This window comes from Afifella sp. H1R, from assembly GCF_021462425.1.
Taxonomy (GTDB): Bacteria; Pseudomonadota; Alphaproteobacteria; order Rhizobiales; family Afifellaceae; genus Afifella; species Afifella aestuarii.
Window position 1 is genome coordinate 49,083 of record NZ_JAKEDY010000002.1, and the last position, 20,263, is coordinate 69,345.

Genomic DNA, 20,263 nt, shown 5'->3' on the forward strand with positions numbered 1-20,263 from the left:
GTCAGCCGTTCAGTCTTTAGGCTCTTCGAGGGCGGCTTTCAAAGTCAACAGATCGCGCCAGACGAGCTTTTTCTGCAGCGGATTGCGCAAGAGATAGGCTGGGTGAAACGTCGCCATGGCACGGACCTGGCGGGCCCCCGTGTCGAAATCGATCCAACGACCGCGAAGCCGCGTGATGCCCATCGTGGTATCGAGCATTTCCTTGGCGGCGGCATTGCCGAGGAGGATCAAAAAATCGGGATCGGCGAGACGGATCTGCTGCTGGATAAAAGGCCGGCAGATCGCCCGCTCCATCGGCGAAGGATCGCGGTTGCCGGGCGGCCGCCACGGAATCGTGTTGGCGATATAGACGCCGCTGCGACCGAGCCCGATTGCGGCGAGCATGCGGTCGAGGAGGCGTCCTGAACGCCCGACAAACGGCAGACCCTGCAGATCCTCGTCGCGGCCGGGCGCTTCGCCGACCAGCATCACCCGACCTTCGGGGTTCCCGTCGGCGAATACCAGCTGCGTTGCCGTGCGCTTCAGATTGCACCCGTCGAAGCCCGCGAGAATCTCGCGCAGCTCCTCCAGCGAGGCCGCACTGCGGGCGGCTTCACGCGCGGCCATCACCGCCTCTTCCGACGGAAGGGCCGCCGGGGCGACGGGCGGCGGCGCTACTGGCGGCTGCGGGCGCGCTTCGCTCCGGCGCGGCCTCTCGGCCGGCGCACGCGCCCCGTCATCGCGGTATTGCGCGCTTGCGGGTCTGCCCTGTTGCTGCGAGGGCGCCTGGCGGGCCGCCATCTCGCGGGCGGCCATCCTGTCGCGCGTCTCCTCGAAACGGTCGACGCCCGCCTCCTCCACGGCACAATCGACGCCGTTCTCAAGATAGAAGCGCAACAGCTCCTTGAGGGGGGCGAGAGAGAGATCTGGCGAAAGCGGGCTCACCAGACCTTTCTGCCATTATGCGCGCCGGGGCGGAAGAGGAGGCTTGCCCGCAACGCGTCAACCCGCCACGCTCAAAGCCCGCAGAAGGCCCGCTTGCGGCATAGACAGACGAGACGAAGCGGGTTTGCATTGAATTTGAGCGGGACGACGTTTTATCCCTTGGGTCCCCACTCTCATCTGGAGAAAAGAATGGAAGCCGCCGAGACGCCCGAACGTGAGAGCATGGAATACGACGTGGTCATCGTCGGAGCTGGACCGGCAGGACTTGCAGCGGCCATCCGCTTGAAGGAACTCGACGAAAAAATCTCCGTCGTGGTCTTGGAAAAGGGCTCCGAGGTCGGCGCCCATATTCTTTCCGGCGCGGTCATCGACCCGATCGGCCTCGACAAACTCATCCCCGACTGGCGCGACGATCCGGAGCGCCCGCTGACGACGCATGTCACCGAGGACCGCTTTCTCTACCTGACGGAGAAAGGCGCCACGAAGCTGCCGAACATGCTGATGCCGAAGCTCATGAGCAATCATGGCAGCTATATCGGCTCACTCGGACGGCTCACCCAATGGCTCGCGGCGCGCGCAGAAGGCCTCGGGGTGGAGATTTATCCGGGATTTGCCGCCGCCGAAATTCTGACCGACGACAAGGGCGCCGTCATTGGCGTCGCGACCGGCGACATGGGCATCGGGCGCGACGGCAAGCCGGGCCCCGCCTATCAGCCCGGCATGGCGCTTCTCGGCCGCTACACGCTGATCGGCGAAGGCGCCCGCGGCTCGCTCGCCAAGGAGCTGATCGCCCGCTTCGCGCTCGACGAGGGTCGCGAGCCGGCGAAATTCGGCATCGGGCTCAAGGAGCTCTGGGAAGTCGAACCGGACAAGCACAAACCGGGCCTCATCCAGCATTCCTTCGGCTGGCCGCTCGACAACAAAACGGGCGGCGGCTCGTTCCTCTACCATTTCGGGGAAAACCAAGTGGCGATCGGCTTCGTCGTGCATCTGAACTACGAGAACCCGCATCTGGAACCCTTCCAGGAGTTCCAGCGCTTCAAGACGCATCCGGCGATCAAGAGCCTCCTGGAGGGCGGACAGCGCATCAGCTACGGCGCGCGCGCCATCACCGAGGGCGGCATCCAGTCCGTGCCGAAGCTCGTCTTCCCGGGCGGCGCACTGATCGGCTGCTCGGCAGGCTTCGTCAACGTGCCGCGCATCAAGGGCACGCACAACGCCATGCTGTCGGGCATGCTGGCGGCGGAACATGTGGCCGGTGCGCTGGGTGAAGGGCGCAGCCACGACACGGTGGAGAGCTTCGAGGCGAGCTGGCGCGAATCTGAAATCGGCCACGACCTCAAAAAGGTGCGCAATGTGAAGCCGCTCTGGTCGCGGTTCGGCACACGCCTTGGCGTGATGCTCGGCGGCCTCGATATGTGGACGAACTCGCTCTTCGGCTTCTCCTTCTTCGGCACGATGGGCCACGAGAAGCCTGATTATGCATGTCTGAAGCCTGCCTCCGAATGCCCGAAGATCGACTATCCGAAACCCGACGGCGTCATCACCTTCGACAAGCCCTCTTCGGTGTTTTTGTCGAACACCAATCATGAAGAGGACCAGCCGGTGCATCTGCGGCTGTCCGATCCGATGATGCAGAAGGAAAGCGAATGGGCCGTCTTCGCCGGCCCTTCGGCCCGCTACTGCCCGGCCGGCGTCTACGAATGGGTGCAGGAAGACGGGGCTGAACCGCGCTTCGTCATCAATGCGCAGAACTGCGTCCACTGCAAAACCTGCGACATCAAAGATCCGAACCGCAACATCACCTGGGTTCCGCCGCAGGGCGGCGAGGGGCCGATTTACGTCGGCATGTGAGCGCGCATCCCGCGAGGTGACGAAACCGGGCCCGCAGGTTGTCTCCCACCTGCGGGCTTCGCGAGCCTCCAGACGCTGAGGCAAAAGCGGCGAGGCATCCGAAGGTCATCCCAAGCCCCAAAGAGCCTCAGACCCGACCCTCACGTCCTATGAGCCTCAGCCTGCCAGCTTCGTCCCGCGGTAGATCTCGGCGAGTGTCGCATCGAAGCCGAAAGCCGGCAGACAGAGCCTGTCGTCCAGGGAGGTGAACTCCGTCATCTCCCATTCCGTCTCACGCGACCAGAGCCGCACCCTCACCTCGTCCTGCGCGACGGTGAGGCAATAGAGATTGTCGGGATGGCGCTGATAGAGCTCGATCTTACGGGCGATCATCTCTGCAGTGTTGGACGGGGAAATCACTTCCGCAGCCAGGAAGAAGATGGTCGCATAACGTCCCGAAATTTCGGCTGTGGGCACGACCACGACATCGGGCTCAGGATTGAAATCGGCAACGCCGGCAATCCGCACTCCCATTTCCTCGAAGGCTTCCCACTCGGGATGACTCGTGGCCAGGGCATCGTCCAGAAGCCGCGTCAGGCGTTTGCCGATCTTATGATGCTCGACATCAGGGGGGACCATCATCATGGCGAGGCCATCCACGAGCTGCCAGCGCTCTTCGTCCGGCCGCGTCATGTAGAATTCCAGAAACTGATCGGCAGTCCATAGGCCCGAGCCCACCGCTCTTCCCGCCTTTGCCGGCGCGTTCATGACCCCCTCACCGCTCCTCGCGCGGGCGATAATGGCCGGTCTCCGGGTCGCGCACGAGAAGTTCGCCACGGTCGTCGGCCCGCACCTTCTCGGCGGCGCGCACCTCACGATCGACGCGCGCCATCTCCCGTTTCAGGACTTTGAACGCGTAATAGCCGCCGGCGGCGATCAATCCGAGAGCGATGAACTGGGGCATCGTTCTAACCTCCGAAACGCTGCCTGAGACTACGCTCTTCGAGCGTATCGAGGAAGCCCTCGCCCGCCGCCGCGGCCAGACCTGCGCCGACGCGGCCGGGGCGCATGCCGAAGAAACTCTTCTCCGCGCCGATGAGTTTCAGGCGCACCTTGTCTCCGTACTTCTCGCGCAGCACGTGACGCATATCGCCGAGACGATCCGCAAGCCCCAGCGAGACGGCCGTCTTGCCGGACCAGAAAAGCCCCGAAAAAATCTCGGGATCGTCGGCGAGCACGCTGCCGCGCCGCTTCTTGACGAGATCGATGAAGAGCTCGTGCACCTCTTCCTGAATGACTTTGAGGCGGCGCACGTCTTCCGGCTTTTCCGGCTGGAACGGATCGAGGATCACCTTCGATTCCCCCGACGTATAGACGCGGCGCTCGATGCCGAGCTTGTGAATCGCATCGACGAAGCCGAACCCGGCCGAAACCACACCGATCGAGCCGACGATCGAGGCCGGGTCGACGATGATCTCGTCGCCGGCACAGGCGATCATATAGCCGCCGGAGGCGCACACATCCTCCACGAAGATGAACACCCGCTTCTGCTTTTCCTCGGCGAGGGCGCGGATGCGCTTGTAGATCATGTGCGACTGTACCGGCGAGCCGCCTGGCGAATCGATGATGATCGCAACGGCCTCGGCCTTCTTGTTGTCGAAGGCCTTTTTCAACGGCCCCGCCACCGAGGCGAGCGTGAGCCCGGGCCGGAAGCGGCTGCCCCGGCCGATCGTGCCCGACATTCTGATGACCGGAACCACGGGCTCAGCCTTGAACACGCCCGGCAGGAGACTGTGCAACCAATTCACCATCTGTCTTCCAAACTCTCAAATTCATCAAAGATCGTCTCGGCAAGATGGTCATGCCGCGAGAATTTGCCAGATGCCGTGACGCTTCGGCGCTTCACAGAAGACCGAAATCCGCCTCCCCGCGCAGGATCGCACCAGCCGCCTGCGTCCACGCCCCATCGGCTTCATGGAGGACGATGCCGGCGCCGAGCACCAGCGGTGCCTTCCCCTCGAGACGGGCCGAAACCAGCACACGCCCCGCCGCCTCGCCTGCATGGGCATGGAACGGCAGGATTTTCATGCTGCCGAAGCGATGAGCCGCGAGTTCCTTCAAGATGGCGGCCAGCCGGTCGGCCCGATGGACGATGGCGATATCGCCCTTCCGGACGAGCAGAGACGAAGCCGCGGCAATCCAGCGCGGCAGAGGATCCACCTCTGCCTGATGCGCCACCCGGCGGCGCTGGTCGGGCGAGGCGCTCACTTCGCAAGCAGCATAAAACGGCGGGTTCATGAGGACGAGATCGACACGGGCCGGACGAAGTCGCTCACCCAGTTGCGGCTCCGTCACATCGGCCGCCACAAACCTCACGCGCTCGGCGAAGGCGCGATTTGGCGGAAGCCGACGCGCCTCCTCGGCCTGGTGGGCCGCGACCTCGTCGCTATCGACGCCGACGACCTCAAGCTCCGCAGCGCGGGCTGCAACCGAGAGCGCCACGGCGCCGGTGCCACAGCCGAACTCGACGCAGACGCCTTTTCGCTGCGGCGAAACCGCCGCCTGCAACAAGGCTGCGTCCAATCCCGGCCGGTGGCCGCTCGCCGGTTTCACGAGCGCGATCCGCGCCCCCAGAAAGCCGTGCGTCTCGACCGTCCTCTCGTCTGCGCTCATCGCTCAATCGCTGCCGAGGCCCAGGGAAAACTCCTTGTCGAGCCCGGCATCGCGCAGGATCGCCTTCGCTTCGTCGCGACGCGAGGCATCGACCAGAACGCGTCGCGGCAATATGCCGAGCGAGCCTTCCATGATGCTCATATTGGCGTCGACGACGGAGTAACGTATGTCGGCATCTCGCAAAAGCGCCTCCACAAAAGAGATCAGCGCGAGGTCGTTGGTGCGGATAAGCTCTTCCATCCAGTCACGCTCCGGTCATATAGGGGCGGGTCATCAGGGGGCATGTGTAAAAGGGGGCAGTTGCCTGGATTCCGTCAGCCTTGTAGGGCGCGTGCAATCTGTCCCTTTGCGCGGCGGCTTATCCGTTCTACCCTTTGAAACAGCAAGGAGTTGTCAATTGGGCGTTATCCTCTCGCTCGGAGAGCGGAAAGCAGGCACGGCTTCGCTTGAACCGCTTGTGGAATGCACGCAAGACGGCATGGATGCGGTCAATCGCCTGATCCTAGAGCGGACCGGATCGCAAGTCACGCTGATACCGGAGGTGGCGCGCTATCTGGTCGATTCGGGCGGCAAGCGCATGCGGCCGATGCTGACCGTCGCCTGCGCGCGGGCGCTCGGTTATGAGGGCGACGGCCATGTCCGCCTCGCCGCCGCCGTCGAATTCATGCACACGGCGACGCTTTTCCACGACGACGTCGTCGACGAAAGCGACACCCGCCGCGGCAAGCGCACGGCACGTCTTCTGTGGGGCAACAAAGAGACCGTTCTCGTCGGCGACTTTCTGCTCGGCCAGGCCTTCAAGATGATGGTCGATGTCGGCTCGCTCGATGCGTTGCGCGTGCTCTCGGAAGCCTCGGCCACGATCGCCGAAGGCGAAGTGATGCAGCTCGGCACGGCCAAGAACACGGAAACGACGGAAGACGAGTATCTCGAGGTGATCCGCGGCAAGACGGCGGCCCTCTTCCAGGCCGCGGCCGAAGTCGGCCCGATCGTCGCCGGTGCCGACCGCGCCACCCGCGCGGCCTTCCGTTCGTTCGGCGCCAATCTCGGCATCGCCTTCCAGCTCATCGACGACGCGCTCGATTACGGCGGTGCCACACCGGCGCTCGGCAAAAATGTCGGTGACGATTTCCGCGAGGGCAAGCTCACTCTCCCGGTCGTGCTCGCCTATCGCCGTGGCTCGCCGGAGGATCGCGAATTCTGGCGCCGCACCCTCGTGGAAGGCCAGACCGACGACGAGGCTCTAGCAGGCGCCATGTCGCGTCTCGCCGAGACCTCGGCGCTCGCCGACACGGTCGATCGCGCGAAACATTACGGCGCGATGGCCCGCGACGCTCTCGCCCCGGCCCCGGAGAGCCCGGAAAAGGCGGCTCTCCTGGAAGCAGTTGAATTTTGCGTGGCGCGCGTTCATTGAGTCCTGGACTGGGAATTCTGCGAGTGCGGGGGCAAGGCAGGGTACCGGCAAGCCTGCCGGTGCCTATTTAATGGGGCCGGCGATAGCCAATTGTTTGACCGTGGACCCCAACTGGAGATCCCGCATGACATCTTTCCGGACCGTGCCAGCTTTGCGGCCTTTCGTTGCGGCCTGTCTGCTGGCCGCGGCCTTCGCGGCTCCCGCCATGGCAGCGGCCAAGAGCGACGACGATCCGGTCGAGCTCACGAGCCTTGCCGGGATATTTCTCGCCGCGCGGGTGGCTGACGAAACCAAGGACGTCACGCATGGCGCGGAGTTCTACCAGCAGGCCTATGAAGCGGATCCGAACAACGCGGCCTGGCTGGAGCGCGCCGTCGTCCTGACCACGGCTGAGGGCGATCTGAAAACGGCGCTGCCTATGGCGAAAATCCTCGTCAAGAAAGCGCCCGACAGTCAGATCGCGAGCTTCATCGTCACCGCGGATCTTCTCAAGCAGAAAAAGTTCGCAGCCTCGATCAAGACGCTTCAGGGCAACGATCAGGGCGCGCTCGCCGCACTGACGGCGACACTCCTGAAAGCCTGGGCATTGACGGGCCAAGGCAAAACGGATGAGGCGATCGCCCTCGTCGACAGTCTGGAAGGCGAAAGCTGGTACGAGCCGTTCAAGCTCATCCATGCCGGCCTGATGGCCGACGTCGCCGGCAACACCGAAGATTCCCTTGCCCGTTTCGCGAAGGCCTACGAGCAGGACGGCAATTCCGTGCGCGTCGTGGAAGCCTATGCACGCGAACTGGCGCGCGCCGGCGACAAGGACAAAGCCAAAGAGATCCTGCAAGAGTATCTCGACCGCGCCCCGCGCAACCCGCTCGCCATCGACACGATGGCCGACATCGAATCCGGCAAGCCGGTCACGCAGGCGGTGAACACGCCCGTCGAGGGTGCGGCTGAAGCTTTCTCCGGCCTTGGGACCGCTCTCGGCCAGGAGGGCGGCTTTGAACTTTCAGCCGTCTATCTGCGTCTCGCCCTCTACATCGATCCCGACAGCGGCGGCGGTCTCGCAGCCCTGTCTCTTGGCGATATCCTGGACAGCAACGGTCTCGGCGATCAGGCAATCCAAGTGCTGGAGCAGATCCCGGCGCAATCGCCTTTCCGCCCGGTCGGCATTCTGCGAGCCGCCGTCGTTCTCGCGCAGCAGGATCGGATCGACGAAGCGAAGAAGGCGTTTGAGGAAGCGATCCGGAAAAACCCCGACGATCTCGCAGCCTACATCGCCTACGGCAACATGCAGCGCGCGAAAGAAAAGTACGAAGAAGCCGCCGACATCTACAGCCGCGCGATCGAGCATCTGGACGAGCCGGCTCGGGGCAACTGGACCCTGTTTTATTTCCGGGGCGTCGCCTATGAGCGGGCGAAGCAATGGGCGAAGGCGGAAGCGGACTTCAAGGAAGCCCTCGAACTGTTTCCGGACCAGCCGCTTGTTCTCAATTACCTCGGCTATTCCTGGGTCGATCAGGGCGTACATCTCGACGAAGCCCTCGGCATGATCCAGAAAGCCGTCGATCTCCGGCCCAATGACGGTTTTATCGTCGATAGTCTCGGCTGGGCCTATTACCGGCTCGGACGCTACGAAGACGCCGTCGAAGAGTTGGAACGCGCCGTTTCCCTGGAGACCGCGGATCCCGTGATCAACGACCATCTGGGCGACGCCTACTGGAAAGTCGGTCGCAAGCTCGAAGCGCAGTTTCAGTGGCGCCATGCGCGCGACCTTGGCGCCAAACTCCCCGAGCTTGAGGTGATCAACCGCAAGATCGCTGCCGAGCGCCTGGTGGAAAGCGCCCCGCGCATCACGCCGACACCCGAAGCGGAACAGGATTCGAGCCGGACAAAAGCAGCCAAGCCGATCTCCTTCAGCGGTCCTGCCGATCAGGCGTCGGGAGCGCGCTGAGAGTTTCGTCTGGACCGGAGGGCTTTCTTGCCGGCCATTGGCCGAAAGGCGGACGAGCCGTCTCCTCTGCCCGCTCGGTCGATGAAAGATCGCGCTCTTCTGCCTCACGACCGGCGCTGGAGCGGTCCCCAACCGGCTGCTACATCTGAGAAGCTTTGAACGAAAACCTCCCTCCCGCCCTCGTGCGCACGGCACCTGCCAAGATCAATCTCGCTCTCCATGTGACCGGAAAGCGGGACGACGGCTATCATCTCCTCGATACGCTCGCCGTCTTTGCCGATCTCGGCGACGCGTTGAGCTTTGCCCCGGCCGAAGACTTCGCGCTCGAGGTAAGCGGCAGGTTTGCGGAGATCGTCCCGGATGGAGCGGACAATCTCATCTTGCGCGCCGCCGAAGCGCTGAAGCAGGCGTCAGGCGCCAGGACGGGCGCGCAGATTGCCGTCACCAAAGAGATCCCCGCGGGCGCCGGGCTCGGGGGCGGATCCTCCGATGCCTCGACCACGCTTCTGGCTCTCGCGGAGCTTTGGGGTGTCGGAATGTCGATGGACGAACTCGTCGCGCTCGGGGCGACGCTTGGTGCCGATGTCCCGATGGGGCTTTTCGGCAGAGCTCTGCGGGCGCGCGGAATCGGCGAAGAAATTACGCTTCTGCCTTCCCTGCCGGCTCTGCCACTCGTGCTCGTCTGGCCAGCGCGGGTGGTTTCGACCGGCAAGGTGTTTCAGACCCTCGGGCAGCCGCCCGGACGCACTCTCCCAGAGGTGCCGGCCAACCTGGGCGATGCGCGCGCGGTCGCAGATTTCCTGAAGACCACGACAAACGACCTCGAAGCCCCGGCGATTGCGCTCGAGCCGGCGATCGGAGAGGTCCTAGAGGCCCTGTCGAAGACGCCTTGCCACCTTGCCCGCATGTCGGGCTCCGGTTCGGCCTGCTTTGCGATTTACGAGACGCTCGATGCGGCCGGCACGGCGGCCGAGACACTTGCCCGCGCGCATCCGCAATGGTGGGTCCGCGCAACCCTCGCTCGCTGAGAGCAGCAGCGATACCCTCCCTCGCCGAAAGGATGGGCCCGAGCGCACCCAGGCGTTTGGTTAGCTTGACCCCTCGCCCTCCGCGTGGCAGGCAACGGCCACTATTTCCAAGAGCTACCGGTGATGAACGAAGCGGTTCCCGCGCATATGAGCCCGACGCGCTCCTTTCAGGGCTTGATCCTGACGTTGCAGCGTTACTGGGCCGACAAAGGCTGTGTCATTCTGCAGCCATACGACATGGAGGTGGGGGCAGGCACCTTCCACCCGGCCACGACCCTGCGATCGCTCGGTCCGCGGCCGTGGAAGGCTGCCTATGTGCAGCCCTCGCGTCGCCCGACTGACGGACGCTACGGCAAAAACCCGAACCGGCTGCAGCATTATTACCAGTACCAGGTGATCCTGAAGCCGTCGCCGCCCGATCTGCAGGCGCTTTACCTCGGCTCGCTCGAAGCGATCGGCATCGACGCCTCCGTGCACGACATCCGTTTTGTGGAAGACGATTGGGAAAGCCCGACGCTCGGGGCCTGGGGGCTCGGCTGGGAATGCTGGTGCGACGGCATGGAAGTCTCGCAGTTCACCTATTTTCAGCAGGTCTGCGGTGTCGATTGCGCCCCCGTCTCCGGTGAGCTCACCTACGGGCTTGAGCGTCTCGCCATGTATGTGCAGGGCGTCGACAACGTCTACGACCTCAACTTCAACGGCCGCGAAGGCGCGGAGCGGGTCTCCTACGGCGACGTCTTTCTGCAGGCGGAGCAGGAATATTCGCGGCACAATTTCGAGCATGCCGACACCGGCAAGCTTCTGCGCCATTTCCAGGACGCCGAGGGCGAATGCGAAGCGCTGCTCGCGGCCGGGCGGGACGAGGCGGCGCGCAACGGCGGTCCGCACCGGATGGTGCTTCCCGCCTATGACCAGTGCATCAAGGCGAGCCACGTCTTCAATCTTCTCGATGCCCGCGGCGTGATCTCGCCGACGGAGCGGCAGAACTACATCCTGAGGGTCCGCTCCCTCGCCATCGCCTGCGGCGAGGCCTGGCTGATGACCGAGGCCGGAGGCGCCTGAGATGCCTGAAACCGAGACCGAGCCGCAAGAGGCGGGAGTGACCTCGCCGACGCGCGTGCCGATGATCTTCTCCTGCGACAGCTGGACGGCGACCTTTCGCTTCAACCGCTCCGGCCGCATGGAGAGCGAAGCGGCTTACGCGCTGGGCGAGATCGCCTACCGCATCGGCGACGAACCGCTCGTCAAGCGATCGGCCCGTCTCGCCATCGTCAAGCGCGACGCGAACCAGCGTCTGGAGCTGCGGCTGCGCGACAAGATGAGCCGTCTCGTCGTGCCGCTCGACGATTTCGCCATGCAGCGCATGCTGGAGCGGATGAAGGAATATGTCAGCGGCTACAACATGATCATGCGTGTCGTCTTCCAGGCGACCGACACGGATCTGCCGCAATATCTCGAAGCCGTCGACTTCAGTTTCTCCTCGCGGCCGCACGACGCCGCTGAGCCCGCCCCGGCGACCCCGGCGGCGGGCGATGACCATTGATCCGATCCCATGCCCGACCTTCTCATCGAACTCTTTTCTGAAGAAATTCCCGCGCGCATGCAGGCGCGCGCCGCCGAAGATCTGAAACGCCTCGTGACCGACGGTCTCGTCGAGGCCGGCCTCACCTATGAGGGCGCCAAGGGTTTCGCCACGCCGCGCCGCCTGGCGCTCACCGTTCACGGGGTGACGGCACGCTCCGCCGACGTGAAGGAAGAGCGCAAAGGTCCGCGCGTCGGCGCACCGGAAAAGGCTCTCGAAGGCTTCCTGCGCTCTGCCGGTCTCGCCTCGATCGACGACGCGAAGATCGAAAGCGATCCCAAGAAGGGCGATTTCTATGTCGCCGTCATCGAAAAGCCCGGCCGGGCCGCCGAAGAGATCGTGGCGGAGCTCCTGCCGCAGGTGATCCGCAACTTCCCCTGGCCGAAATCGATGCGCTGGGGAGCGGCCTCCGCGCCGAAGGATTCCGCTTTTGCCGCGGCCGACGCGCTCGGCACCGGCTCGCTGCGCTGGGTGAGGCCCCTGCGCTCGATCCTGTGCATGTTCGGCCCGGAGACGGAAGATCCCGAAATCGTCCCCTTCAAGGTCGGCGACATCGAATCCGGCAACGTCACCTACGGCCACCGCTTCATGGCGCCGGATGCCATCCGCGTGCGTCGCTTCGACGATTACGTGCCGAAGCTTGAGGCCGCCAAAGTCGTCCTCGACCCGGAACGGCGCCGCAACATCATCGCCACGGAAGCCAAGAACCTCGCCTTCGCGCAGGGCTTCGAGGTGGTGGAGGATGCCGGGCTCATCGACGAGACGGCGGGGCTTGTCGAATGGCCCGTCGTTTTGATGGGTCGCTTCGACGAGGCCTTTCTGGAGATCCCCGGAGAGGTCATCCGCCTCACCATCCGCCAGAACCAAAAGTGTTTCGTGCTGCGCGGAGCGGACGGCGCGCTCACCAACCGCTTCCTGCTCGTGTCCAACATCGAGGCGCGCGACGGCGGCAAGGAGATCATCGCCGGCAACGAGCGCGTCATCGCTGCCCGCCTGTCCGACGCCCGCTTCTTCTACGAGCAGGATCTCGCCACGCCGCTCGGCGAATGGGGGGCAAAACTCGAGGCCGTCACCTTCCACGACAAGCTTGGCACGCAGGCGGAGCGCGTCGCCCGGATCGCGGCGCTTGCCGGCAGGCTCGCCCCGGTGGTCGACGCCAAGGCCGAGGAAGCCGAACGCGCTGCTAAGCTCGCCAAGGCGGATCTGCCGACCGGCATGGTCGGCGAATTCCCGGAGCTTCAGGGCGTCATGGGCCGCTATTACGCCAAAGCGCAGGGCGAGGCTGCCAATGTCGCCGATGCGATCCGCGACCATTACAAGCCGCAGGGCCCAGGCGATGCCGTTCCCACAGAACCTGTCGCCATGGCGGTGGCACTCGCCGACAAGCTCGACACGCTGACCGGCTTCTGGGCGATCGACGAAAAGCCGACCGGCTCGAAAGATCCGTTCGCGCTCCGTCGTGCCGCCCTCGGCGTCATCCGCATCGTGCTTGAAAATGGGCTCAGGCTGCCGCTTCTGCCGCTCTTCTCCAAGCGCCTGGACGAGACGACATCTGCCGATCTCCTCGCCTTCTTCGCCGACCGCCTCAAAGTGCATCTGCGCGATCAGGGCGCCCGCCACGATCTGATCGATGCCGTCTTCGCGCTGCCCGGCCAGGACGATCTTCTCATGATCGTGCGCCGCGTGGAGGCGCTTGCCGGGCTTCTCGCCTCCGACGACGGCCAGAACCTCCTCACCTCCTACCGCCGCGCCGCCAACATTCTGCGCGCGGAGGAGAAGAAGGACGGCAAGAGCTACACGGGCGAGCCCGACCACGCCCTCATTCACGAGAAGGGCGAAGCGGCCGAGCGCGAGCTTCTCGCCGTCATCGAGAGCGTCGAGGCGCATGTCGAAAAGCATCTGAAGCATGAGGATTTTTCAGGCGCGATGGGTTCGCTCGCCGAGCTCCGCCCGGCCGTCGACGCCTTCTTCGACCATGTGACGGTCAATGCGGATGATGCACAGCTGCGCGAAAACCGGCTGAAGCTCCTCAACCGCATCCGCGAGGCGATGCACGGCGTCGCCGATTTTTCCAAGATCGGCGGCTGAGGGCACCAGGCAGAACGAAAGACATGGCGGCGGCCGCAGCGCCGCCGCGAACCGCTCGGTACATCACCAGAAGCGCCCTCGCCCGCCGCAGGAAAGCTTCAACACCACTGCGAGCGGCCGCTCAGGCCGCCCCCCGGCCCCCTTACGCATTCCGGCTCACCTCCAGCGCCGCATTGATCGCGGCGCCGAGTTCCTCGTCGGAGACACTTTCGGGGAGGATGGTCGGCTTGATGCCGGGGACGGGTTCCCAATGGCCGTGTCCACGATATCGTTCAGCGTCGATCGTGATCTCGCCGTCTCGCAGCCGCAAGCTAACCGACCCGGCGCCCGCATAAAGGGCACGAAGGCTCCGGACTCCGGCGCGTTTTTTGTCGCGCTCTTCTTCTTCTCTGAGCTCATCGTCTGTGGGGATGCGGATTACACTGTCCCAGTCGGGGTGCTCTGGCGCAACGAAACGACTTGCACGCAGGGCAGACCGCGCTTCGTAACCAAGATCGCTATCGGGCATTCGTGCCGTATGAATCTGGTCGTAGCCGGCCGGGTCAGGGTAGGCTGCGCCATAGACCGCATGGGAGTAGATTCTCGTAAAAGCCCGATATGCTTCCACGGTTGCCTGCTTACGAGGCTTCGGTGGCGGAGGCTCAGGCTCCCTATCGCGGGAGAAGCGGGCTCGAAGCTGCGCGACGGCTCGTTCATGGCTCATTGATAAAAGTCACCCTGAGTTGCACGCCATGTTGCTCAGCATATCTCACAGCGCGCCTGATCTGAACAATTTGCTGTCTTGACGTATTCATCGGCACAGCCAGCTCGATCCTTTTTACTTCGATTTCTGAAGATTTCACACTTAGTCCCTTCTTTCGATCGCCATCGAATGATTCCAGACGATCGACATAACGCTGCAGTGCGCGGTATATCTTCTCAGGATCTTCGACGTAGCCAGCTGCCCGCGTATAAAGCGTTTTTGCGCTTGTCGCTGTCCGCTTCACTGGATCGTAAAAATCGATCGTCTTGAAGTTTTGCGGCAAACGCTGGCCGAACTGGCCGGTCGCTTCCAGCGCGTCCTCCCAGGGAATTCCCTGCTCCTTGATGCCGCGGCCCCAGACGATGCCCGGATTGTCGACGATGTTGTGACCGACATGGCCAAGGAGGCGGCGAAGGCGAGCGGCTTCCCGCGTGATTGCCTCAGCCAACACCTTCGCATCGCCAGCCAGATTGCGCAGGCCCAGGAGCTTGCCGGCACGCAGCGCGAGGAACGGCGGCGGCACGTTGAGAAGGACGAGCGTGTCGACATAGGCGCGCTCGCGATAGGTCGCCTCGACCTCCTCGCGGGTGGCGAGACCCTGGCGGTAGGCGTCCTCGAGAAGACCCGGGCGTTTCTGCAGGGCAAGCAGATAGGCGCCGAGCGCCTTTGCGAGCTCCGGAGCGTCACGAAAGAAGGTCTCTGCCCTGGCACGGGCGGCGTCGCGCACGCCTTCGAGCTCGGCACGCTCAGCATCGGAAAGCTCGCCCCGTGCCTCACGGCGTAGCAGAAAGACCAACCGGCGCGCCGCCGGCACCTCTTCGACGGCTTCGCCGACCGAGCGAACGCTGTCGAGGACGGCATCGCGGACGGCTTCGACGACTCCGGCGACCGCAGCGGCGGCAAGGCTGAGGCGGTAGCGCAGGCCGGTGTCGGGCGGCGCGGCATCATCGGCAATCGGCTCGATGACCGGTTCGGCCCAGCAGCGGCAATTGTAGGCCTCGCCCGGATGACCCTCCTCCGGCGGCTCCTCCCAGAAGAAGACCTTGTCGTCGTTCTCGGCATGTGCGGGCCGGACGCGGGCATCGTCGCGCGAGCGCCAGACATAGCGATCGATGCCCAGGCCATGCTGCTGCACCTCGTTGAGGCGGCCGGCAAAGCGGCGAAACAACGTGTCTTCGACGCGCGCAAGAACGGCCTGACGCCGCTCTGGCTCGCTGCCCAGCCGGCGCTCGGCGGCCTTCTGACGGCGATCCCATTCGGCGAGCGTCTCGTCCTTGAGCCAGCTGACATCCGGCAGGTCGATGCGGCCTGGCGTGCGACGGGCGCCGGGCCGCGTCTCGGCGTAGGCACGCACGAAGGCGGCCCGCAGCATGGCGGCGTTGCGGTGAATCTCGGCATTGAGGCGCGCCGCAAAGCGCTGCCGTGCGGCAGCCGGTTCGGCAAAGCTCTTGGTGAGATTCTCCCGACGGACGGAGTGCGCAGTCTCGAGTGCCCGGAGCTGCAGACGGGCTGCGTAGTGGTTCGCCTTGAATTCAGGCAGCGCCCGCTCAACCTGAAGCATAATCCCTCACCGCACTTCATCGACGGCGCGAAGTGTGCGGGAGGTTTGAGAGGCGGGGATAAGAATGGCGGCCTTGGAAATGGCCGCGTCGCAATGGGCAGAAAACGGCGGTTTCTCGCGCCTTTCGTGCGGTGGCGGCCGCCGAGCCGCGCACTTTGTGCATGACGACGTTGCGTCAACCGCCTTGCACGGCGTTGATTTCGCCCCTATCTGAGTCGCATCCGGCACTGCCGGTTTTTGTTTGGCGCATCTTATGCTCAAACTGAGCATAAACATATAAACGGGAGGGGCGAGTATGGTTCAGGGTTCCAGCGCAGCGGCCGCAATCGGCACGGGCGGGAATGTTTCGCTCGACACGGCGGCGGATCGCTACGGCGTGAAGCCTTACCCCGATCTCGCCTACACGCCGGAGATCGCCGAAGCGACGGCGCCGATTTACGAAAAGGTTCGCCATGTCATCCCGGCGATCGAATGGCCGGTGCATGCGCCTTACGTCTACCACATCAACCGCCTGAAGGCGGAGCGTGGCGCCATCATCCTCGCCCACAATTACCAGACGCCGGAGATCTATCACGGCGTTGCGGACATCGTCGGCGATTCCCTGCAGCTCGCGCAGGAGGCGGCGAAATCCCAGGCGGAGATCATCGTCCAGTGCGGCGTGCACTTCATGGCGGAAACCTCGAAGATCCTCTGCCCGGAAAAGACGGTGCTCATTCCCGACAGCCATGCCGGCTGCTCGCTCGCCGCCTCCATCACCGGCGAAGATGTGCGGCTCCTGCGCGAGGCCCATCCGGGCGTGCCGGTCGTCGCCTACGTCAACACGACCGCCGACGTGAAGGCAGAGGTCGACATCTGCTGCACCTCCTCGAATGCGCTGGAAGTGGTGGAAAGCCTCGGCGCCAAGGAGGTGATCATGCTGCCCGACCAGTATCTCGCCGCCTGGGTCGCCTCACAGACGGATGTGAAGATCGTCACCTGGAACGGCGCCTGCGAGGTGCATGAGCGCTTCACCGGCGACGAGCTGCGCGCCTACCGCGAGGCCGATCCGTCGATCCGCATCATCGCGCATCCGGAATGTCCGCCCGACGTTCTGGCCGAAGCCGATTTCACCGGCTCGACGGCCAAGATGATCGGCTGGGTGCAGAAGGAAAACCCCGGCAAGGTGCTGATGGTGACCGAATGCTCCATGGCCGACAATGTCGCGAGCGAGGCGCCCGGGGTGGAATTCGTGCGCCCGTGCAATCTCTGCCCGCATATGAAGCGCATCCAGCTGCCGAAGATCCTCGATACCCTCGTCTATATGAGCGAGGAGGTCGTCCTCGACCCGATGATGGCGGCAAAGGCTCGCCGCTCGGTGGAGCGCATGGTCAATCTGAAGAGCTGAGTTCTGCCGTGAGGGCTTCGGCATGCGCATCAGAAGGGCAAAGCCCGGCGATGCAGAGGCAGTGAGCGACGTCTTGATCGCATCCATCACCGGCCTCTGCGAAGCCGATCACGGCGGCATCCCCGCCAATATCAAGCGATGGACGGCCAACAAGGCGCCCGGCATCGTGGCGGGATGGATCAAAGATCCCGCCTCGACCTTCCTCGTGGCCGAGGAGGATGGCGAGATCGTCTGCGTCGGCGCCTTCAGAGGTGCCGAGATCCTTCTCAACTACGTGAGACCCGCGGCACGCTTTTCCGGCGCGAGCAAAGCCATGCTTGCCCATATGGAGGGGGAAATGCGCAAACAAGGTATCGTTGAGGCGCGGCTGACGAGTACGGCGACGGCGCACCGTTTCTATCGCTCGGCCGGCTGGACGGATGAGGGCGAACACGGAAAGGCGATCGACTTCGCCAAGGCACAGCCGATGTCGAAGCGGCTTTCCTGAGGTGAGCCTTTCCCCACACCCCTTCCCGCCGCAATCCTGGGCCGGCATCGACGACGTCGTCATCGTCGGCGGCGGCCTCGCCGGTCTTTTCTGCGCCCTGAAACTCGCGCCGCGGCCCGTCACCATCATCACGGCCGCGCCGATCGGTGAAGGCTCGTCCTCCGGCTGGGCGCAGGGCGGCATCGCAGCCGCCATGGACCCGGGCGACACGGTCGAAAACCACGTGGCGGACACGATCGCGGCCGGCGCCGGCCTCGTCGAAGGCGCCATCGCCCGCGGCATGGCGGAAGAGGCCGCCGCCCGCATCCACGACCTTCTGTCTTATGGTGTGCCCTTCGATCGCGACCTCGAGGGCAAACTCACGCTCTCCCGCGAGGCGGCGCATTCGCATCGCCGGGTGGTCAGGGTCGGCGGCGACAGCGCCGGCGCCGCCATCATGCAGGCGCTCATCAGAGCGGTGCGCGAGACCTCCTCGATCCGCGTCCTGGAAGGTTTCGTCGCCGAAAGCCTGAAGGCCGAGGGCTCCTACGTCACCGGACTGATTGCCCGCGACCGGCGCGGAGGGCTTTCGGCGCGCATGCTGTTGCCGACGCGAGCGATCGTGCTCGCCTCCGGCGGCATCGGCCATCTCTACTCCGTCACCACCAACCCCCAGGAGGCGCGCGGCGAAGGCCTCGGCATGGCTGCGCGCGCAGGCGCGCTCGTGGCGGATGCGGAATTCGTGCAGTTCCACCCGACCGCGGTCGATGTCGGTCGCGATCCGGCCCCGCTCGCCACGGAGGCGCTCCGGGGCGAAGGTGCGGCCATCGTCGACCGCAACGGTCACCGCTTCATGTTCGACATCCATGAGGCGGGCGAGCTCGCGCCGCGCGATATCGTGGCCCGCGGGGTGCATCAGGCGCGCCATTCCAGCCGGGGCGCCTTCCTCGATTGCCGCGAGGCCGTGGGAGCGGAATTTCCCGAACGCTTCCCGACCGTCTTTGCCGCCTGCATGGAGGCGGGGATCGATCCGCGCGTGACGCCGATCCCGATCGCGCCGGCCGCCCACTACCATATGGGCGGCATCCATGTGGACGGGCTCGGCCGCAGCTCCCTCGATGGTTTGTGGGCCTGTGGCGAGGTGTCCTCCACCGGCGCGCACGGGGCCAACCGGCTTGCCTCCAACTCGCTTTTGGAAGCCGTCGTCTTTGCCGCCCGCATCGCCGAAGACGTGCAGGGGCTTTTGCCCAATCACCGCATGGTGCGCTGGTCGGATGAATCGACGGCCGATACGGCCGCCGGGCTTCCGAACGAAGACGCGCTGCTTGAACGCTTGCGCCGGCTCATGGATGCCGCGGTCGGCGTGGTGCGCAGCCGCGAGGGACTTGAAGCGGCACTCGCCGAAATGGACGCAATCCGGGCGACGGCCCGGCAGCCGAGTCTCCTCAACTCATTGACCGCCGCCAAGCTCATCGCCGTGGCCGCCCTTCGCCGCGAAGAAAGCCGCGGCGCGCATTTCCGCTCCGACTTTCCGCATCCGCAACCCGAAGAGGCGCATCGGCGCTTTCTCACGCTCGCCAAGGCCGATGCGATCGCCAAGGGCGCCATCGCCGCTTTCCAGGAGACACCCCGTCATGCCGACCTCGCCTGAGCTGCCAGACCTGATCGTCGAGAAAGCCGTGCGTGCGGCGCTTGAAGAAGATCTCGGGCGCGCGGGTGACATTACGTCGCAGGCAACGATCCCCGCCGGCCGCCGGGCGACGGCCACGATCGGGGCGCGCGCCGCCGGCACGCTCGCCGGCCTCGCGCTTGCCCGCAAGGCCGTCCTTCTGATGGACCCGGACGCAGAGTTTCAGCCGCGCGCGACCGATGGCGACCGGCTCGAAGCCGGTGCCATCATCGCAGAGATCTCGGTCGATGCCCGCGCGCTCCTCTCTTCCGAGCGCACGGCGCTCAATTTCCTCTGCCACCTCTCTGGCGTTGCGACCGCGACCGCCGAATTTGCAGCCGCCATCGCCCACACCAAGGCGCGGATCACCTGCACCCGCAAAACCCATCCGGGCCTGCGGTCTTTCCAGAAATACGCGGTTCGCTGCGGCGGCGGCTCAAACCACCGCTATGGTCTCGACGACGCAATCCTCATCAAGGACAACCACATCGCAGTTGCCGGAGGGGTCAGAGAAGCCATTCGCAGCGCTCAGGAATTCGCCGGACATCTGGTCCGGATCGAGGTCGAGGTGGACACGCTCAAACAGCTTGAAGAGGCCCTGGAAGAAGGGCCCGACGTCATCCTCCTCGACAATATGGGTCCGCCGACACTGCGCGAAGCAGTGGCGATGACGCGCGGTCGCGCCACCTTGGAAGCCTCCGGCGGCATCACGCTCGCCACGGTCGGGGCGATCGCGGAAACCGGCGTCGACTATATCTCCACCGGTTTTATAACGCATTCGGCTCCGATACTGGATCTCGGCCTCGATATTGCGCTCTAAAGCACTTGTTGGCCTGACGAAATCGTTTTTTGGCGGTCTGCTTCCCTAAGGGAATGAAGCGTTCTTCGCGCAACAGATGCCCCGAAGCCTGCGTTGTGCGGACCGGCTGAACGTTTTACAGCCGGTGTGGGACA

At 64.7% G+C, this 20,263-nt stretch carries 19 protein-coding genes; 11 read left to right on the forward strand and 8 right to left on the reverse strand.

The genetic code is table 11. The features are described from left to right. Nucleotides 1-9 precede the first annotated feature (9 nt). Nucleotides 10-924: a uracil-DNA glycosylase gene (locus L0F51_RS11870; RefSeq protein ID WP_234629452.1), complete on the reverse strand. Its 915-nt coding sequence runs from the start codon at nucleotides 922-924 to the stop codon at nucleotides 10-12. 189 nt (nucleotides 925-1,113) lie between these two features. Between L0F51_RS11870 and L0F51_RS11875 the strand changes: the two genes are divergently transcribed. Continuing rightward, the gene (locus tag L0F51_RS11875; protein ID WP_234629453.1) at nucleotides 1,114-2,778 is read left to right on the forward strand and encodes an electron transfer flavoprotein-ubiquinone oxidoreductase; all 1,665 of its coding nucleotides are present in this window, start codon (nucleotides 1,114-1,116) and stop codon (nucleotides 2,776-2,778) included. Between the two features lie 156 nt (nucleotides 2,779-2,934). On the opposite strand, the gene L0F51_RS11880 is transcribed toward L0F51_RS11875, so the two are convergent. The 5 genes from L0F51_RS11880 to L0F51_RS11900 all read right to left on the reverse strand — a co-directional run bounded on the left by L0F51_RS11880 (nucleotide 2,935) and on the right by L0F51_RS11900 (nucleotide 5,670). After that, entirely contained in the window at nucleotides 2,935-3,525 is a 591-nt protein-coding gene (locus L0F51_RS11880; RefSeq protein WP_234629454.1) for a Uma2 family endonuclease, read from the reverse strand. Between the two features lie 7 nt (nucleotides 3,526-3,532). Then, a complete protein-coding gene (locus tag L0F51_RS11885; protein WP_092809203.1) occupies nucleotides 3,533-3,721 on the reverse strand; it encodes a hypothetical protein in 189 nt (62 codons plus the stop codon). 4 nt (nucleotides 3,722-3,725) lie between these two features. Next, complete coding sequence (locus L0F51_RS11890; protein WP_234629455.1) at nucleotides 3,726-4,568, reverse strand: S49 family peptidase; 843 nt, start codon at nucleotides 4,566-4,568, stop codon at nucleotides 3,726-3,728. Between the two features lie 91 nt (nucleotides 4,569-4,659). Beyond that, entirely contained in the window at nucleotides 4,660-5,430 is a 771-nt protein-coding gene (locus L0F51_RS11895) for a tRNA1(Val) (adenine(37)-N6)-methyltransferase (RefSeq protein ID WP_234629456.1), read from the reverse strand. A gap of 3 nt (nucleotides 5,431-5,433) precedes the next feature. Beyond that, nucleotides 5,434-5,670, reverse strand: a complete 237-nt coding sequence (locus L0F51_RS11900; protein WP_128292416.1) for a DUF2007 domain-containing protein — start codon at nucleotides 5,668-5,670, stop codon at nucleotides 5,434-5,436. A gap of 157 nt (nucleotides 5,671-5,827) precedes the next feature. On the opposite strand from L0F51_RS11900, the gene L0F51_RS11905 reads away from it, so the two are divergent. From L0F51_RS11905 to glyS, 6 genes are all read left to right on the forward strand, one after another. After that, entirely contained in the window at nucleotides 5,828-6,844 is a 1,017-nt protein-coding gene (locus L0F51_RS11905; protein WP_234629457.1) for a polyprenyl synthetase family protein, read from the forward strand. A gap of 124 nt (nucleotides 6,845-6,968) precedes the next feature. Beyond that, a complete protein-coding gene (locus tag L0F51_RS11910; RefSeq protein WP_234629458.1) occupies nucleotides 6,969-8,789 on the forward strand; it encodes a tetratricopeptide repeat protein in 1,821 nt (606 codons plus the stop codon). A 155-nt stretch (nucleotides 8,790-8,944) separates the two neighbouring features. After that, entirely contained in the window at nucleotides 8,945-9,817 is an 873-nt protein-coding gene (locus tag L0F51_RS11915; RefSeq protein ID WP_234629459.1) for a 4-(cytidine 5'-diphospho)-2-C-methyl-D-erythritol kinase, read from the forward strand. Between the two features lie 123 nt (nucleotides 9,818-9,940). Beyond that, on the forward strand, nucleotides 9,941-10,879 hold the full coding sequence (locus tag L0F51_RS11920; RefSeq protein WP_092809197.1) for a glycine--tRNA ligase subunit alpha: 939 nt from the start codon (nucleotides 9,941-9,943) through the stop codon (nucleotides 10,877-10,879). A 1-nt stretch (nucleotide 10,880) separates the two neighbouring features. Continuing rightward, nucleotides 10,881-11,360 (forward strand): hypothetical protein, encoded by a 480-nt coding sequence (locus L0F51_RS11925; RefSeq protein ID WP_234629460.1) that lies wholly within the window; start codon nucleotides 10,881-10,883, stop codon nucleotides 11,358-11,360. Between the two features lie 9 nt (nucleotides 11,361-11,369). Next, the gene (gene glyS / locus L0F51_RS11930) at nucleotides 11,370-13,487 is read left to right on the forward strand and encodes a glycine--tRNA ligase subunit beta (protein ID WP_234629461.1); all 2,118 of its coding nucleotides are present in this window, start codon (nucleotides 11,370-11,372) and stop codon (nucleotides 13,485-13,487) included. 142 nt (nucleotides 13,488-13,629) lie between these two features. On the opposite strand, the gene L0F51_RS11935 is transcribed toward glyS, so the two are convergent. Together L0F51_RS11935 and L0F51_RS11940 are read right to left on the reverse strand one after the other, a co-directional pair. Next, on the reverse strand, nucleotides 13,630-14,094 hold the full coding sequence (locus L0F51_RS11935; protein WP_234629462.1) for a contact-dependent growth inhibition system immunity protein: 465 nt from the start codon (nucleotides 14,092-14,094) through the stop codon (nucleotides 13,630-13,632). Nucleotides 14,095-14,179: 85 nt separating this feature from the next. Continuing rightward, nucleotides 14,180-15,790 (reverse strand): phage minor head protein, encoded by a 1,611-nt coding sequence (locus L0F51_RS11940; RefSeq protein ID WP_234629463.1) that lies wholly within the window; start codon nucleotides 15,788-15,790, stop codon nucleotides 14,180-14,182. Between the two features lie 295 nt (nucleotides 15,791-16,085). Here L0F51_RS11940 and nadA point away from each other — a divergent pair, with 295 nt between their 5' ends. From nadA to nadC, 4 genes are read left to right on the forward strand one after another with little or no spacing between them, the layout of a single operon-like run. Then, nucleotides 16,086-17,174 (forward strand): quinolinate synthase NadA, encoded by a 1,089-nt coding sequence (gene nadA / locus L0F51_RS11945; protein WP_234629464.1) that lies wholly within the window; start codon nucleotides 16,086-16,088, stop codon nucleotides 17,172-17,174. A 22-nt stretch (nucleotides 17,175-17,196) separates the two neighbouring features. After that, nucleotides 17,197-17,661, forward strand: a complete 465-nt coding sequence (locus L0F51_RS11950) for a GNAT family N-acetyltransferase (RefSeq protein WP_234629465.1) — start codon at nucleotides 17,197-17,199, stop codon at nucleotides 17,659-17,661. 1 nt (nucleotide 17,662) lies between these two features. Further along, on the forward strand, nucleotides 17,663-19,291 hold the full coding sequence (locus L0F51_RS11955) for an L-aspartate oxidase (protein ID WP_234629466.1): 1,629 nt from the start codon (nucleotides 17,663-17,665) through the stop codon (nucleotides 19,289-19,291). Then, entirely contained in the window at nucleotides 19,275-20,129 is an 855-nt protein-coding gene (gene nadC / locus L0F51_RS11960) for a carboxylating nicotinate-nucleotide diphosphorylase (RefSeq protein WP_234629467.1), read from the forward strand. The genes L0F51_RS11955 and nadC overlap by 17 nt, the downstream gene beginning before the upstream one ends. Nucleotides 20,130-20,263: the final 134 nt, after the last annotated feature.

Coding starts and splice junctions, on each gene's coding strand:
- L0F51_RS11875 (WP_234629453.1), top strand. CDS start 1,114: ATGGAAGCCGCCGAGACGCCCGAACGTGAGAGCATGGAATACGACGTG.
- L0F51_RS11880 (WP_234629454.1), bottom strand. CDS start 3,525: ATGAACGCGCCGGCAAAGGCGGGAAGAGCGGTGGGCTCGGGCCTATGG.
- L0F51_RS11885 (WP_092809203.1), bottom strand. CDS start 3,721: ATGCCCCAGTTCATCGCTCTCGGATTGATCGCCGCCGGCGGCTATTAC.
- L0F51_RS11890 (WP_234629455.1), bottom strand. CDS start 4,568: ATGGTGAATTGGTTGCACAGTCTCCTGCCGGGCGTGTTCAAGGCTGAG.
- L0F51_RS11895 (WP_234629456.1), bottom strand. CDS start 5,430: ATGAGCGCAGACGAGAGGACGGTCGAGACGCACGGCTTTCTGGGGGCG.
- L0F51_RS11900 (WP_128292416.1), bottom strand. CDS start 5,670: ATGGAAGAGCTTATCCGCACCAACGACCTCGCGCTGATCTCTTTTGTG.
- L0F51_RS11910 (WP_234629458.1), top strand. CDS start 6,969: ATGACATCTTTCCGGACCGTGCCAGCTTTGCGGCCTTTCGTTGCGGCC.
- L0F51_RS11920 (WP_092809197.1), top strand. CDS start 9,941: ATGAACGAAGCGGTTCCCGCGCATATGAGCCCGACGCGCTCCTTTCAG.
- L0F51_RS11925 (WP_234629460.1), top strand. CDS start 10,881: ATGCCTGAAACCGAGACCGAGCCGCAAGAGGCGGGAGTGACCTCGCCG.
- glyS (WP_234629461.1), top strand. CDS start 11,370: ATGCCCGACCTTCTCATCGAACTCTTTTCTGAAGAAATTCCCGCGCGC.
- L0F51_RS11940 (WP_234629463.1), bottom strand. CDS start 15,790: ATGCTTCAGGTTGAGCGGGCGCTGCCTGAATTCAAGGCGAACCACTAC.
- nadA (WP_234629464.1), top strand. CDS start 16,086: ATGGTTCAGGGTTCCAGCGCAGCGGCCGCAATCGGCACGGGCGGGAAT.
- L0F51_RS11950 (WP_234629465.1), top strand. CDS start 17,197: ATGCGCATCAGAAGGGCAAAGCCCGGCGATGCAGAGGCAGTGAGCGAC.
- nadC (WP_234629467.1), top strand. CDS start 19,275: ATGCCGACCTCGCCTGAGCTGCCAGACCTGATCGTCGAGAAAGCCGTG.